The sequence below is a fragment of the Cryobacterium lactosi genome (assembly GCF_004403945.1).
Lineage (GTDB): Bacteria > Actinomycetota > Actinomycetes > Actinomycetales > Microbacteriaceae > Cryobacterium > Cryobacterium lactosi.
On the sequence record NZ_SOHM01000025.1, the window covers coordinates 67,918 to 81,920 of the forward strand.

At 67.2% G+C, this 14,003-nt stretch carries 15 protein-coding genes; 13 read left to right on the forward strand and 2 right to left on the reverse strand.

Going from position 1 to position 14,003, the window contains the following annotated elements:
• The first annotated feature begins 95 nt into the window (after positions 1 to 95).
• From E3T61_RS10925 to E3T61_RS10965, 9 genes are all read left to right on the forward strand, one after another.
• A complete protein-coding gene (locus E3T61_RS10925) occupies positions 96 to 1,328 on the forward strand; it encodes a TadA family conjugal transfer-associated ATPase (RefSeq protein ID WP_134640885.1) in 1,233 nt (410 codons plus the stop codon).
• Positions 1,325 to 2,185 (forward strand): type II secretion system F family protein, encoded by an 861-nt coding sequence (locus tag E3T61_RS10930; protein WP_134640886.1) that lies wholly within the window; start codon positions 1,325 to 1,327, stop codon positions 2,183 to 2,185. The genes E3T61_RS10925 and E3T61_RS10930 overlap by 4 nt, the downstream gene beginning before the upstream one ends.
• A complete protein-coding gene (locus tag E3T61_RS10935) occupies positions 2,182 to 3,117 on the forward strand; it encodes a type II secretion system F family protein (protein ID WP_134640887.1) in 936 nt (311 codons plus the stop codon). Before E3T61_RS10930 ends, E3T61_RS10935 begins: the two co-directional genes overlap by 4 nt.
• Before the next feature lie 118 nt (positions 3,118 to 3,235).
• Entirely contained in the window at positions 3,236 to 3,421 is a 186-nt protein-coding gene (locus E3T61_RS10940; protein ID WP_134640888.1) for a hypothetical protein, read from the forward strand.
• 68 nt (positions 3,422 to 3,489) lie between these two features.
• Positions 3,490 to 3,849, forward strand: a complete 360-nt coding sequence (locus E3T61_RS10945; protein ID WP_338145525.1) for a TadE/TadG family type IV pilus assembly protein — start codon at positions 3,490 to 3,492, stop codon at positions 3,847 to 3,849.
• Complete coding sequence (locus E3T61_RS10950; protein WP_134640889.1) at positions 3,818 to 4,294, forward strand: hypothetical protein; 477 nt, start codon at positions 3,818 to 3,820, stop codon at positions 4,292 to 4,294. Before E3T61_RS10945 ends, E3T61_RS10950 begins: the two co-directional genes overlap by 32 nt.
• Before the next feature lie 5 nt (positions 4,295 to 4,299).
• Positions 4,300 to 4,761: a pilus assembly protein TadG-related protein gene (locus tag E3T61_RS10955; protein WP_134640890.1), complete on the forward strand. Its 462-nt coding sequence runs from the start codon at positions 4,300 to 4,302 to the stop codon at positions 4,759 to 4,761.
• A 210-nt stretch (positions 4,762 to 4,971) separates the two neighbouring features.
• Positions 4,972 to 6,846, forward strand: a complete 1,875-nt coding sequence (gene phoA, locus E3T61_RS10960) for an alkaline phosphatase (RefSeq protein ID WP_134640891.1) — start codon at positions 4,972 to 4,974, stop codon at positions 6,844 to 6,846.
• 166 nt (positions 6,847 to 7,012) lie between these two features.
• On the forward strand, positions 7,013 to 7,897 hold the full coding sequence (locus E3T61_RS10965) for an EamA family transporter (protein ID WP_134640892.1): 885 nt from the start codon (positions 7,013 to 7,015) through the stop codon (positions 7,895 to 7,897).
• A 40-nt stretch (positions 7,898 to 7,937) separates the two neighbouring features.
• On the opposite strand, the gene E3T61_RS10970 is transcribed toward E3T61_RS10965, so the two are convergent.
• Both E3T61_RS10970 and E3T61_RS10975 read right to left on the reverse strand, forming a co-directional pair.
• Positions 7,938 to 9,263, reverse strand: a complete 1,326-nt coding sequence (locus E3T61_RS10970; RefSeq protein ID WP_134640893.1) for a DNA recombination protein RmuC — start codon at positions 9,261 to 9,263, stop codon at positions 7,938 to 7,940.
• An 86-nt stretch (positions 9,264 to 9,349) separates the two neighbouring features.
• Entirely contained in the window at positions 9,350 to 9,967 is a 618-nt protein-coding gene (locus E3T61_RS10975) for an exonuclease domain-containing protein (RefSeq protein ID WP_134640894.1), read from the reverse strand.
• Between the two features lie 130 nt (positions 9,968 to 10,097).
• On the opposite strand from E3T61_RS10975, the gene ychF reads away from it, so the two are divergent.
• The 4 genes from ychF to E3T61_RS10995 all read left to right on the forward strand — a co-directional run bounded on the left by ychF (position 10,098) and on the right by E3T61_RS10995 (position 14,001).
• Positions 10,098 to 11,171 carry a redox-regulated ATPase YchF gene (gene ychF / locus E3T61_RS10980; protein WP_134640895.1) on the forward strand — a complete coding sequence of 358 codons (1,074 nt, stop codon included), beginning with the start codon at positions 10,098 to 10,100 and terminating at the stop codon, positions 11,169 to 11,171.
• Positions 11,172 to 11,415: 244 nt separating this feature from the next.
• Positions 11,416 to 12,600, forward strand: coding sequence for a hypothetical protein (locus tag E3T61_RS10985; RefSeq protein WP_134640896.1), 1,185 nt, complete (start codon positions 11,416 to 11,418; stop codon positions 12,598 to 12,600).
• Between the two features lie 334 nt (positions 12,601 to 12,934).
• A complete protein-coding gene (locus E3T61_RS10990) occupies positions 12,935 to 13,363 on the forward strand; it encodes a DUF2695 domain-containing protein (RefSeq protein ID WP_134640897.1) in 429 nt (142 codons plus the stop codon).
• A gap of 221 nt (positions 13,364 to 13,584) precedes the next feature.
• Positions 13,585 to 14,001, forward strand: a complete 417-nt coding sequence (locus E3T61_RS10995; RefSeq protein WP_130176476.1) for a hypothetical protein — start codon at positions 13,585 to 13,587, stop codon at positions 13,999 to 14,001.
• The last annotated feature ends 2 nt before the right edge of the window (positions 14,002 to 14,003 follow it).

A 14,003-nucleotide genomic window follows, 5' to 3' on the forward strand; every position in this document is an offset into this window, starting at 1 on the left:
CGCTCGATCGGCTGCGGAGTGGCCGGGAGCCGGGAGGGCGGGCAGGCTGTGGATAACTTGCACGCGCAGGACTTCCTGTGCAGCAGGATTCCTTCATGACCGAGGCCGTGCGCATCATCACCGAGCAGGTTCGGCTGCGTGTGCGCCGCGACGGCGTCGACCTGGCCGCCGACGACGCCCTGGCCGATCAGTATGTGCGCGACGAGGTGCGACGGTACAGCGAGCGGGCGCTCGGCGGGTCGCTGCCGTTGCTCACCGACGAGTTCCAGGCGACCAGGGAGGTGGTCGCCGCGCTCACCGGGTTCGGTGCCCTGCAACCCTTCCTGGATGACCCCGACATCGAGGAGATCTGGATCAACGCGCCCAGCCGGGTGTTCGTCGCCAGGGACGGGGTCCCCGAGCTGACCCCGATGGTGCTCACCGAGCGCGACGTGCGTGACCTCGTCGAGCGGATGCTGCAGGCCTCCGGCCGACGGGTCGACCTGTCGTCACCGTTCGTGGATGCGTCCCTGCCCGACGGGTCAAGGCTGCACGTGGTGATCCCGGACATCACCCAGCGGCATTGGTCGGTCAACATCCGCAAGTTCACCCGGCGCATCCGGGACCTCACCCAGCTGGTGGCGCTGGGCGCCCTCACCCAGCCCGCTGCGGACTTTCTACGCGTCTGCGTGCGCGGCGGGCAGAACATCCTCGTCTCAGGGGCAACCCAAACCGGCAAGACCACCATGCTCAACGCCCTGTTGTCGGCCACCCGCCGCACGGAACGCATCATCACGGTGGAGGAAACCTTCGAGTTGAGCGTGGGTGCGCGTGATGTCGTGGCGATGCAGTGCCGACAGCCCAGCCTGGAGGGGGCCGGGGAGATCACCCTGCGGCGACTGATCAAGGAATCACTGCGCATGCGACCCGACCGGCTCGTTGTGGGCGAGGTGCGCGAAGCGGAGAGCCTCGACCTGCTCATCGCGCTCAACAGCGGGTTGCCCGGCATGTGCTCGATCCACGCCAACAGCGCCAGGGACGCCCTCGCCAAACTGTCGACGCTGCCGCTGCTGGCCGGGCGTAACATCGACTCCGCGTTCGTGCTGCCCACTGTGGCCGGCTGCATCGACATCGTGCTGCACTGCGAGATGGACCGGCACGGGCGTCGCCGGGTGACCGAGATCATTGCGCCGAGCGGCCAGCTCACCGGGTCCACCATCGAGGCGAGTCCGCTGTTCCTGATGAAGGACGGGGTCTTGGAGCACACCGGAGGGTTCCCCACCAAGCTGGCCAAGTTCCGCGCCGCCGGCCTGGACCCGGCCGAGGTGCTGAGGAGGGGAGCGGCATGACCCTGGTGCTGGGCAGCCTCCTCGGTGCCGGTCTGGTTCTGCTGAGCGCACCGGTGTTGTGGCCGGCCACCGCCACCGCATCCCGCGGCAGCCGGCTGCTGGCCGGTTGGCGGGCCCGGCTCGCGCAGGCCGGGTTCGGTTCGGTCCCGGTCTCGGTGTTCGCCACCCTGTCTGGGGTGCTCGCCGTTGCGGCTGCCGCGCTCGCCGAGGCCGTGCTGGGCGTGCGTGCCCTCACCCTTGTCGTCGGTATGGTCTGGCTGATCCTGCCGACCCTGATTGTGCTCTGGCGGGCCAGGGCGCGGCGGCGGCTGAACCGCACGGTCTGGCCCGACGTGGTCGACCACCTGGTCTCGGCGGTGCGGTCGGGCTTGGCGCTGCCCGACGCGGTGAGCAGCCTGGCGCAGGCAGGACCCGTGGTCACCCGAACGGCGTTCGCCGAATTCGAGCGGGAGTACCGGGCCACCGGCAACTTCGACTACAGCGTCGACAGGCTCAAGGGCTCCCTCGCCGATCCCTTCGCGGATCGCCTGATCGAGACGCTGCGGATGGCGCGGGAAGTGGGCGGAAGCGACCTCACCCTGGTGTTGCGCAGCCTGTCGAGCTGGTTGCGCCAGGATGCCGCGGTGCGGGCCGAGGTCGAGGCCAAACAGTCCTGGGTGGTGAACGCCGCCCGGCTCGGCGTGGCCGCGCCCTGGATCGTGCTGGTGCTGATCAGCAGCCGGCCCGAGGCGGCCCAAGCGTTCAACACCCCGGCCGGCACCATCGTCATCCTCGGCGGACTCACTGTTTCTGTGCTGGCCTATCGGGTGATGCTCATCGTTGGGCGGCTGCCCGAGGAACGGCGGTGGTTCCAATGACCGCACTCGCCTGGGGTGCCTTCTTCGGGTCGGTGCTCGGCATCGGCCTCTGGTCGTTGGTGAGCCTCACCCCGCGGTTGAGCCGGCCCCGGCTCGCGAACCGGTTGGCGCCGTACCTGCTCGACGTGTCGGCCGAGGCCCGGATCTTCGTCGGCCGCCGCTCCGTCGACCCGATTCCGGTCCTGGGCACCCTGTTCTCCCCGGTGTTCGAGTCCCTCGCGCAGGCCCTCGCAAGCGCGCTCGGCGGCGCCGACGTCATCGAGCGACGGCTCCGGCAGTCCGGTTCCTCCCGCACCGTCGACGCCTTCCGCTCCGAGCAACTGGCCTGGGCCCTGATCGGCGTCGCCAGCGCGCTGTTGGTTGCGCTGGGCACCCCGCTCGGCCGAGGCTGGCCGCTCGTCGTGCAGATCGCGGCACCCGTTCTCGCGGCCGGGGCAGGTGTGCTGCTGCGGGATACGCAGCTGAAGCGCCAGGCGACCGCTCGTCTGGCGCGGATCGACAGTGAACTTCCCACGATCCTGGAATTCCTCACCCTCTCGCTCGCCGCGGGCGAGGGCATCCTCGATGCCTTGCGCCGGGTCTCCCGCAGCACCTCGGGGGAGCTGTCCCGCGAGTTCGCCGGGTTGATCGGCGACGTGCACGCCGGAGTCTCGCTCAGCTCGGCGTTGACCGAACTGTCCACCAGGATGCGCCTGATTTCGCTGACCCGGTTCGTGGACCAGGTCGTCGGGGCGATCGACCGCGGCTCCCCGCTCGCCGACGTGCTGCGGGCCCAGGCCCAGGACGGTCGGGAGGAAGCCAAACGGCACCTTCTCGAAGCAGCGGGCAAGAAAGAGGTGGCGATGATGGTGCCTTTGGTGTTCCTGATCCTGCCGATGACCATCCTTTTCGCGATCTTCCCGGGGCTGTTCGTGCTGCAGGCCGGCTTCTAGACGTATTTGAGCGACCTCGTTCGACCCGATCTCGTTCGACCCGACACCGTTCGACCCGAACCGTTTCACCCGAACCGCACGATCCATCCGTGCACCACCCGAGAGAAAGCAGGACACCATGAGCCTCACCACCCAGCTACTGGACCGTATCCGCAGAGGGCTGCACGACGAGAGGGGCGATGTGCCGGGCTGGGTTCTGATTACCCTGATGACCGCGGGCTTGGTCATGATCATCTGGGGCCTGGCCGGTCCCGCTCTCAGCGGAATCTTCGAGCAGGCCATCGACCGGGTCAGCGGCATCTAGCGAATGCCTGTGCCGAGATGATCCGGAGCCGGCGGTGGGCGCTGGGCGATGCCGAGCGTGGAACGGCTGTGGCCGAGTTCGTGATGGTGTCGGCGCTGCTCACCGCGTTGACGCTGGCGGTGCTGCAGCTCGCCCTGGCCCTGCACATCCGCAACACCGTGCTCGATGCGGCGGCCGAGGGCGCCCGGTTTGCCGCGCTGGCCGATAGCGGTCTCGACCAGGGTGCGGCTCGCAGCCGTGATTTGATCACGACAGCGCTCGGGCCGGCGTACTCCGCCGATGTCACCGCCAGCTACGCCGACGTCGCCGGGCAGCCCGGCGTGCGGGTGCGGGTGGTGGTGGCGTTGCCGATGTTCGGTCTGCTGGGTGTGGACCGTGGCCTGGAGGTGACTGGGCATGCGGTCGTGGAGGGGCTGGAAACCGGGTAACCCGAGCTGGCTGCCCACCGGGGAGCGCGGTTCGGCCTCGCTCGAATTCATCACGGCGGGCCTGATCCTGCTGGTGCCGCTGGTCTACCTGGTCCTTGCCATGTCGGTGCTGCAGGGCGGCGCGTTCGCCGTGGAGGGCGCAGCGCGACAGGCCGCCCGGGTGTATGTACAGGCGCCCTCCGTCGGTGACGCCGAGGCTCGAGCCGAGCGTGCCGTGCTGGTGGGCCTGGCCGACTACGGCATTGACGCGACCGACGCCCAAGTGAACATCACCTGCGCGGGCGATTCCGTGTGCCTGTCCCGCCGCAGTGTGGTGACCGTGACCGTGCGGGTGGTGGTCGACCTGCCGTTCGTGCCCGCCGTCATCACCCAGTCGAACGGCGGCAGTGTCCCGCTGGAAGCCTCGGCCACCCAGACCGTGTCCAGATTCTGGCACGAGGGGTGAGGGCGATGAGGTGCAGGAGGGCCGGCCGTGCCGCCCGCGGCGCGGAGGGGGAGGAGGGATCGGTCCTGCTGCTGACCATCTTCTACGGTTTCCTGGCGCTCCTGGTGGTGCTGATCGTGGTCGCGGCCACGAGCCTCTATCTGGAGCGGAAGAAACTCTTCACGTTGGCGGATGGCGCGGCGCTCGCCGCTGCCGAATCGTTCACCCTCGACTCCGTCGCGATCGAGGCCGGCGAACTCCACGCCGCCCTGACGAGCCCCGAGATCCGTGCGGCGGCAACGGCCTATCTTGCTGCCGCACCGCACCCCGGAATTGAAAACCTGGTGCTCGCCGGCGCCGAGACTGCCGACGGGCAGAGCGCCACGGTGACCCTGCGGGCCTGGTGGCGCCCGCCAGTACTCACCCTGTTCGTGCCGGACGGCCTGCCCATTGAGGTGACGGTGGTGGCCCGTTCGGTGTTCCACTGAGCTGCTCCTCCCTCTCACCGAGTCCTCCCGCGCACCGGGGCGAGGTTCGTATGTTGTTCACCGCCGGTTCAGGCGGTGTCTCTGCCAGCCGGGTTGCCTTGTAATCGTTGCTTTCGAACCGGAATCAACACCGAGACACCAAGTCCAGGGGGAAACGCCGTGTTCCGTTCGTCCAAGTCATCCATCCGACGGCCCCGGCGCAGCGCGCTCATGGCCGCAGCGACCGGCCTCATCGCCGGTGTCAGCATCCTGGCGCCGCTCGGCGCTTATGCCGCCACCGATGACCACGGTGGGGCCGCCCGCAACGACGGCGACAAGACCGCCGCGGTTCGCGAGTCCATCGTGGACGGGCCGGCCAAGAACGTCATCCTGTTGATCGGTGACGGCATGGGCGACAGCGAGATCACGGTCGCCCGCAACTACGCCGAGGGCGCCGCGGGCGCGTTCGCCGGGATCGACGCGCTGCCGCTGACCGGCCAATACACGACCTACGCGCTCAACAAGGACGGCACCCCGAACTACGCGTCGGAATCTGCATCGACTGCCAGCGGCTGGTCGACCGGCACCAAGACGAACAACGGGGCACTCTCGGTGGACATCGCAGGCACTCCTCAGTCGACCCTGCTCGAACTGGCCAAGGCGAACGGGTTGCGCACCGGTAACGTCTCGACCGCGGAAATCCAGGACGCTACCCCGGGCGCCCAGGTTGCCCACATCTCGGCCCGGGGCTGCTACGGACCGGTGAAGACCACGGCGAACTGCGCCGCCGAGGCTCTCGAGAACGGTGGGCTGGGCTCGATCTCCGAGCAACTGCTCACCCTCCGTCCAGACGTGGTGCTGGGCGGTGGGTCGGCCACCTTCACTGAGAAGGCCGTCGCCGGCGACTGGGCCGGCCAGACCCTGTTCGAGCAGGCCGCCGACCGCGACTACCAGCTGGTGAGCGACGCGGCAGGTCTCGACGCCGTCACCGCGGCCGACCAGAGCGCCCCGGTGCTCGGACTCTTCACTCCGGGCAACTTCCCCACCCGCTGGATCGGCCCCGAAGCCAGCGTCGGCGGCGGTGACCTCGCTCCGGTCTCCTGCACGGCGAACCCCGAACGGCTGGACACCGGTCTCTCGCTGGCCTCCCTGACCGATAAGGCCATCGACCTGCTGTCAGCCGACAGCGAGCAGGGCTTCTTCCTGCAGGTTGAGGGTGCCAGCATCGACAAGCGCGACCACGCCGCGGATGCCTGCGGCCAGATCGGCGAGACCATCGACCTCGATGAGGCCGTGCAGTCTGCCCTCGCATTCGCCAAGGCCGACGGTAACACCCTCGTCGTGGTCACTGCCGACCACGCCCACACCAGCCAGATCGTGGGTTCGACCCCGCCCGGCCTCAGCGTCGCGCTGACCACCGAGGAAGGCTCGCCCATGCTCGTGAGTTACGGCACGGCAGAAGCCGGCGAATCGCAGCAGCACACCGGCTCCCAGGTACGGATCGCCGGGTACGGCCCCGGCGCCGCGAACGTGCTTGGCCTGACCGACCAGACTGATCTGTTCTTCACCTCGTCCAACGCGTTGGCCCTGAACACGAACCTCAGGTCCCTCAGCGCCGCGGCGACCCTCACCCTGGACCAGGCGGCCGTCGCACCGGGGGCGGCATTCACTGCCACTGGTGCGGGGCTGGCCGCCGACTGGCGCGCCACCAGCGAGGTCAGCAGCTCCGCCTCGACTGACCCGCTCGGCGTCGTCGACGTCATCGATGGCCGGGCTGTGATCGTCGGAACCGCCCCGACCGCTCCCGGGCAGTACACGGTCACCCTCACCGGCGCCCAGACCGGTGTCTCGGTGTCGTCAGTGCTGACCGTCGCCGCGGCAGGCACGACACCGGCGCCCACGGTTGCTCCGACGCCTGCGCCGGCCGGAGCGGTACCGGGAACCGGCCCCACCAACGGTGTGGCAGCGGGAGTTGCCGCGGCCGTAGGCGGCCTCCTCGCCTCCACCGGGGCGCAGGTGGCTCCGCTGGTGGGTATCGCCGCGCTGCTGCTGGCTGCGGGCGGAGTGCTCGTGGTGGTCCGTCGTCGCCGTCACGGTGTCCTCTAACCGAGGCGTTCAGGCCGGCGCCTGACGACCAGCGAAGGCCGCTCCGACAGGAGCGGCCTTCGCCGGTGGCTACCGGCGCAGCCGACCCGGCGCGGCACGGGGCGAGCGGCGGACAGTCGGCCGGTAATGTCGTCGGAGTACCGCATCCGGTCGGCGAGGGAGAACAGTGACAGCCAAGCGTGACCGCCTCACCGGAGCTGGAGCCCAACTGGTCACCGAGGTGACCATCAACTACGGCTCGTCGCTGGCTGGTCTACTCATCCCTATGGTCGGCTCACCCGTGGTCGTGGCCGTGCGCCAACTGGTGATGGCGATCACCGTGCTGCCGTTCTACCGGCCCAAGTTCGTCACGTTCACCTGGGCCCGGCTGTGGCCCGCGCTGATGCTCGGCGTGGTGCTCGCGGTGATGAACCTCACCTTCTACGAGTCGGTCGACCGGCTCGGCCTGGGCGTGGCCGCGACCATCGAGTTCCTCGGCCCGTTCGCCGTGGCGCTGGCCGCGTCCCGCCGGTTCCTCGACTTCGTCTGCGCGGCCGCGGCCGCCGCCGGGGTGTTCCTGCTCACCTGGTCGGATGGCACGCTAGACCCGATCGGCATCGCCCTCGCGCTCACCGCCGCGGCGGCTTGGGCTGGATACATCCTGCTCACCCGCCGGGTGGCCACGCAGCTGCCGGGCCTGGAAGGCATCACCATCGCCAGCCTGGTCAGCCTGGTGCTGCTCGTTCCCCTGGCCGTGGTCACGGTGGACTACTCGAAGCTGAACTGGGGTGTGATCGGGCTGCTCGTGGCGGTGGGCGTGCTGTCGTCGGCGTTCCCGTACACCCTGGACACCTTCATCCTGCGCCGGATCACCCCGAGGCTCTACGCCATCATCACCAGCTTCGGCCCGGTTGTCGCGGCGGTCTTCGGGGTGCTCGTGCTCGGGGAGAACCTGTTGCTGCAGCAGCAGATCGCCATCCTGGTGGTCTGCGCCGCCGCCGGCGCGGCGATCGCCACCCAGCGCGAGCAGCCGGTATCCGACCTCGAACGCACGGCTCGCGCCATCCCATAGCGGCGGCCCGACGTACGACTCGCGTTCCGGCGCGAGCGGCTCAGTCCCGGGTGGGGATCGCTTCCAGGGCGTCGGTCTCCAGCGCGGCCACGAACTCGTAGGCCACCAGCTCGCGAGGGGATTCCTCGATGCCCACCAACGGGGCCAGCACCTTCGACTCGTCGAGGGCGTTGAGCTTGCGGGCAGTCGGCAGTACCTGACGTTCCATCGAGCCGACGAACCCGTTGTAGTCCTTGACCGTGCGTTCGATCGCGCGGCCGAGTTTTTCAATGTGGGTGGCGGTGGTGGCCAGCCGGGAGTACAACTCGCGGCTGAGGTCGAAGAGCACCTGGGCGTCGTGGGTGAGCACGTCTTGCTGCCAGCTGAACGCCACGGTCTTCAGCACCGACCACAGTGTGACGGGGGAGGCCAGCGCCACGCGCTTGCTGAACGCGAACTCCATCAGCGACGGGTCGGCCTCCAGCGCGGAGGACACCAGCGATTCGCTGGGGATGAACGCGATCACGAGTTCGGGGGAGGCGTCGAGGCCCTGCCAGTACGCCTTGCTGCCCAGCGCCGTGACGTGGTCGCGCACGGCCTTGACGTGCGCCTTCATGAACACGGCGCGCTGGGCGCCATCCGCACCGGTCGCCGTCGCGGGAATCTGGCTGGCCTCGAGGAACGCGGTGAACGGCACCTTGGCGTCGACGGCGATGTTCTTGCCGCCGGGCAGGTGCACCACCATGTCGGGCCGGCCGGCTCCGGCATCCGAGTGGATGCTGGACTGCACGTCGAAGTCGACCCGCTCGATGAGACCGGCCGCCTCGACGACGCTGCGCAGCTGGGTCTCGCCCCAGACACCGCGGGTGTTGTTGGCGCGGAGCGCCGAGGCGAGGGACTCTGCCGTGCTGCGCAGACGCTCCTCTGACTCGGTGGCCGAGCGCAGCTGCTCGGTGAGCTCACCGTGCTGAAGGCTGCGCTGCTTCTCGAGCTCGGCGACCTTCTGCTGCATGCTGACCAGGCTGTCTTTCACCGGGGCGAGGGCCTGCAGCACCTCGCTCTCCTGCCGTTCGCGCTCGGTGCGGGCGGCCTGGTCGTCGCGCTGCCGGTCGACGATGTCCCGGTACTGCCGTTTCTGGTCGGCGATCTGGTCGCGCAGTCCGTCTGCGGTGGCCTGCATCGAGGCGAGTTCCTCCCGCAACAGCGACTGCACGCCTGCCTCCCTGGCGCGGCTCTCGGCGAGCGCCACCTGGTGCCGGGCCTCGAGCACGGCCGGGTCGGCGCCGGCCGGGCCGGCCGACTGACGGCGTTGCAGGAGCACAACGCTCACGAGAGCGCCGAGCACAGCACCGAGAAGGAGGCCGAAGAAAAGCGCGAGGAGGTCCATGCGGCCAGTCTGACAGCGACCACCGACACGGCCGGCAGGCCGCACGCGCGTCGTGCGGGCCGGACCCCGGGAGCTGGCGGTGCCGGCTAGTTCAGCGCCATCGGGCCGTGCGCGGCGCGGTGTTCCTGGGTGGCGACCGGGCCGATGACGCCCATGTTGACGCCGCAGATGCGGGCCAGGTCTTCGATGGTGTCGGCGCCGTGCCGGTCGGCGGCGTGGATCATGATCGCCGCGCAGGCCTCGGAGTCGGCGAGGGCATTGTGGTGTGAGAAGTCCTCGAACCCGGCGGCCATCGCCGCGACCGGCAGCCGGTAGGAGTCGAGGTGGTAGGTCTTGCGGGCCACCTGCAGGCTGCAGACGTAGCGGAAGTCGGGCACCGTCATGCCCGTGATCGTGGATGCGGTCTTGATCACGCCCAGGTCGAAGCCCGCGTTGTGCGCCACGAGTACGTCACCGTCGGCGAAGGCGACCAGGTTGGGTAGCTGCTGCGACCAGCTGAGGGCGCTTGCCACCTGCTCCGGATAGATGCCGTGGATCTTGATGTTCCACTCCTGGAACAGGTCGTGGCCGAGCGGCGGCTTGATGAACCAGCCGATCTTGTCGACGACGACGCCGTCGCGCACCTTCACCAATCCCACCGAGCAGGCCGAGGCAGCTGAGGAGTTGGCGGTTTCGAAATCGATGGCGGTGAAGTTGACGGGCACGCCTCATGGTCTCACGCGCCGCCGACATCGCCGCGCCGGCTGGCATCCGCACCTCCGCCGACCGGCCCGGGCGTGGCGCGAAACGACGCGGCAGAACGCCGAACGGGCTGAGCCGGTACCATGGACTCTCGTGGCTCTTACTATTGCAATCGTCGGACTGCCCAATGTTGGCAAGTCCACCCTCTTCAACGCGTTGACCAAGAACAACGTGCTCGCGGCGAACTACCCGTTCGCCACCATCGAGCCCAACGTTGGCATCGTCAACCTGCCCGACCACCGCCTGGCGAAGCTGGCGAAGGTGTTCGGCAGCGAGCGTCTGCTGCCGGCCCCGGTGTCGTTCGTCGACATCGCCGGCATCGTGCGCGGCGCCAGCGAGGGTGAGGGCCTGGGCAACAAGTTCCTCGCCAACATCCGTGAGGCCGACGCCATCGCGCAGGTCATCCGCGGCTTCGCCGACCCCGACGTGGTGCACGTCGACGGTGCGGTCAACCCGGCCGGCGACATGGAGACCATCAACACCGAGCTCGTGCTCGCCGACCTGCAGACGCTCGAAAAGGCGATCGTGCGGTACGAGAAGGAGACCAAGGGTCGCAAGCTCGACCCGAGCGTTCTCAAGACCGCGCTCGAGGCGCAGACCTTCCTCGACACCGGCAAGCCGCTGTCGGCATCGAAGATCGACGTCGAGCCCATCCGCGAACTCGGCCTGCTCACCACCAAGCCGTTCATCTACGTCTTCAACGTCGACGAGGCCGTGCTGCAGGATGCCGAGAAGCTCGCCGTGCTGGCCGCCCTCGTCGCCCCGGCCAACGCCGTGTTCCTCGACGCGAAGCTCGAATCCGAGCTCGCCGAACTCGACGAAGAAGACGCCGCCGAGATGCTGGCCTCCACCGGCCAAGAGGAGAGCGGGCTGAACCAGCTTGCCCGCATCGGCTTCGACACTCTCGGGCTGCAGACCTACCTCACCGCCGGCCCCAAGGAAACGCGGGCCTGGACCATTCACAAGGGTTGGACCGCCCCGCAGGCCGCCGGAGTCATCCACACCGACTTCCAGAAGGGCTTCATCAAGGCCGAGGTCTTCGCGTTCCAGGACCTCATCGACGCCGGTTCCGTTGTCGAAGCCCGCGCCAAGGGCAAGGCCCGCATCGAGGGCAAGGAATACGTCATGCAGGACGGCGACGTCGTGGAGTTCCGCTTCAACGTTTAGTTCTACGCATAGAGAAACGGCGCAACTCGACAGAGTTGGGCCGTTTTTGCATTGCCGGACAGCGGCTGGCAGGTTTCAGAAAGCTGGTGTTGCCGTCGCCGACGCCACGAGTTACGACGTGGTGTCGGTAGGTTGCGCAAGGATGACACGCATGGGGTTCCTAATTGCAATGGGTGTCGGGCTGGTCCTTGTCGGCGGAGGGGGGTTTGCTAAGTGGTATCGGCACGGGGGCCCGGGGAAAGACGTGATCTGGATACTTTGGGTGCGCGAGGTCGCGAGAATGTGTGCCTGGCTCACCGGCGCTGCAATCGTGTTTGCCTATGTGTTTGGAGCTGACCCATCCTTTCTGCCGATTCTTGGCATGCTAGTTCTGGTCAGCGTGAGCACCGTATGGGTTGCCAACCGAACCACGGCTGCCGTGCGCAAATCCCGGGTCAACGGCCTACGAAGCCTTATTCTGTGCCACGCCCAGGCAACATCCCGACGAGCCTCATTGGGTTTAAGACAAGGTGCGCGAGTCATTGCTCCAACTGGATGGTCTGAGTTTCGAATCGGAATTGATGTGATGGATAGGGTCCTCGCTCCCCGTACCATCTTGCTCGCCTATGGATCGGGTCTCGCGATTCTCCCCGTGCTGATGGCGTGGATTTTCATATCTGCTATTCGTGGAGGGTCAGTCGTGGATCAGCGAGTTCTCTCGCTGATCGTCGGCTACAACGCGTTGCTTGTCGTTTCCTGCATCACGACGGCAGTGGCGTTGAGCCTGCTCATTCTGACAATGATGCGATTTGCGCGCGTGCTCCTCGTTGGTCTTGATATCGCTGGCGCTTTTCGTGTTGTTGCGACGTGGACTGGCTATGGAACGGCGGCAGGCGTCGTGACCGCCGCTATGCTGCCTGTGCTGAATCAGCTCCTACCACTTTCTACCTCCCCAGGGACCGATTCTGACTTAACGGCCACGATCTCACCGCAGTTGCTCATCGATATTCCCGCAGCAGGTGCCATAGTGGGCTACGGAATCGGCTTGACGGTTTCGGTCGTCGTTCTGTGCCGCAGAGCGGAAAATCTCATAATCCGTTGGTTACTCGCACCGGCGATTTTCGTTATGGTGCTGGTCGCACTCGGAACGAATGGGATCGATCCCAGGGGGCTATACGCTTCCGTTTCGCGCAGCGTCGCGACTTCGACGTCCGGCAAGCCACCTGGGTGCAATGCAACCATTAATCAGTTTGAGGCCCGCCTCGCCGACACTCCGTGGGTGCTACAGCTACTGGAGACGTGTAGTCCGCCGTTCCTAGTCGAAGGCGGGATGTTCATCGCCGGCACCAGTGCGGCCGTCATGTTGCTCGCTCTCGTCTTGATGGCAATCGACTTCCGCCGAGGGGTCCAAAAGTTGTCGGAACGGTCGGAATTGTCTGAAGCGCGATGAGATGCAATCCCGGTGCTGTCGCCCATACCGATGAATGGCCTATCGATTCGAAATCGACAAGCCAAGGGGCGGCCCGAGCAAGGCCAGACCAGTCGTTCTTCAATCCAGACTGCGTTCGTCGAACGGGCTAGCCCATCATGCTGTTCGGTCGCGTAACGTGGTGGAGTTCCGCTTCAACGTGTAGTTCTTGCTGGCCAGAAACGCAGCGCAGCCGGTCAGTTCGGCTGCGCTGCGTCTCTCTGTGACCGCACCACTGGCAGGCTGCGTCCGAGTCGCCGCGGCCCGGCTCGTGCACTTCTGGACCGATGTCTGTGGTTCGTGGCACGGTGTCCGCATGGAACGCACATCGATCACCGAACAGGCCGAGCGGATCCTTCACGATGTCGCCTCGACGCTCATGACTCCCACAGCCGGCGAATGTCTCGTCTGCTTCGTGGCTCGCCAACTCGACGAGTTCGGGTGCAACGGCACCCACCGATTCGCATCGCACTATCGAGATTGCGTTGCCCCACGCGCCACCGCGCTGCTCGCGCGGCTCTCGGCGATGGGCGCGTGTTGTTGCGATTGCGAAATGTTCATGAACACCTACGAGCCCGCCCCGCGGCTGTGGACGCAGGCGTGTGAAGCCGTCGACTCGGACGGTTATGGCGAGTGGGCTGACGCCAAGCCGCCCGACACGATGCCCCCGTGCGACACAACGCGACGAGGCTCAACTAAACCGTGTGCGAACTGGGTACGCGTTTCCCGCTCGCGGGACCGGTGATTCGACTTCGGAATGCCGTGGAGGCCAGCGTCCGAAGTGTCGATGTCGCAAGAGGCCATGCGGAGTGACGTCGCGCATCGTTGGCTATCCACTCCGCGCCATACGGAAGGGATATCAATGTGTAGCGCGTGCCTGAACTACTATCATCTGGCCGCGTTTCAGCCCTGAAGTGGGGATGACTCGGGGGTCTGTGGGGGCCCGGAGGTCACTAGGCTCTGGGCATGTCCAGCCACGCGGATGATCCGAACGAACTCCACGCCCTCGCGGCGGCCGCCATGGATCACGCCTTCCGGTCCATCCAACCGCGTGGTCCACTGATGCCCTTCGCCCTCACGGAGGGCTCATCCGGCAGACGGCTGGTTCGAGCCGTAGCTGATCGGATCGAAGAGATGCTGGCGGCCACGCGCTGGCTTGTCCAAGAAAGTCCGGAATCGGCTCGAGCCGTCGTGGCATGGGACGGTTTCAGTAACCACACCGGGCGACGGATGGACGCCATCTTCGTGGAGGCGTACGAAAGTGGTGCGACGGGAGGGATCCTCATCGTGCAACCGTACGAATCCCGGGGGATGCTGAAGAAGCGCAACGAACCCGTGGGCGAGCCTGGCGTCCTTGAGCGAGGCCGGCCGCCATTGTTCTGATT

Coding starts and splice junctions, on each gene's coding strand:
- E3T61_RS10925 (WP_134640885.1), top strand. CDS start 96: ATGACCGAGGCCGTGCGCATCATCACCGAGCAGGTTCGGCTGCGTGTG.
- phoA (WP_134640891.1), top strand. CDS start 4,972: ATGGCCGCAGCGACCGGCCTCATCGCCGGTGTCAGCATCCTGGCGCCG.
- E3T61_RS10955 (WP_134640890.1), top strand. CDS start 4,300: ATGAGGTGCAGGAGGGCCGGCCGTGCCGCCCGCGGCGCGGAGGGGGAG.
- E3T61_RS10990 (WP_134640897.1), top strand. CDS start 12,935: ATGGAACGCACATCGATCACCGAACAGGCCGAGCGGATCCTTCACGAT.
- E3T61_RS10950 (WP_134640889.1), top strand. CDS start 3,818: ATGCGGTCGTGGAGGGGCTGGAAACCGGGTAACCCGAGCTGGCTGCCC.
- E3T61_RS10995 (WP_130176476.1), top strand. CDS start 13,585: ATGTCCAGCCACGCGGATGATCCGAACGAACTCCACGCCCTCGCGGCG.
- E3T61_RS10930 (WP_134640886.1), top strand. CDS start 1,325: ATGACCCTGGTGCTGGGCAGCCTCCTCGGTGCCGGTCTGGTTCTGCTG.
- E3T61_RS10935 (WP_134640887.1), top strand. CDS start 2,182: ATGACCGCACTCGCCTGGGGTGCCTTCTTCGGGTCGGTGCTCGGCATC.
- E3T61_RS10940 (WP_134640888.1), top strand. CDS start 3,236: ATGAGCCTCACCACCCAGCTACTGGACCGTATCCGCAGAGGGCTGCAC.
- E3T61_RS10970 (WP_134640893.1), bottom strand. CDS start 9,263: ATGGACCTCCTCGCGCTTTTCTTCGGCCTCCTTCTCGGTGCTGTGCTC.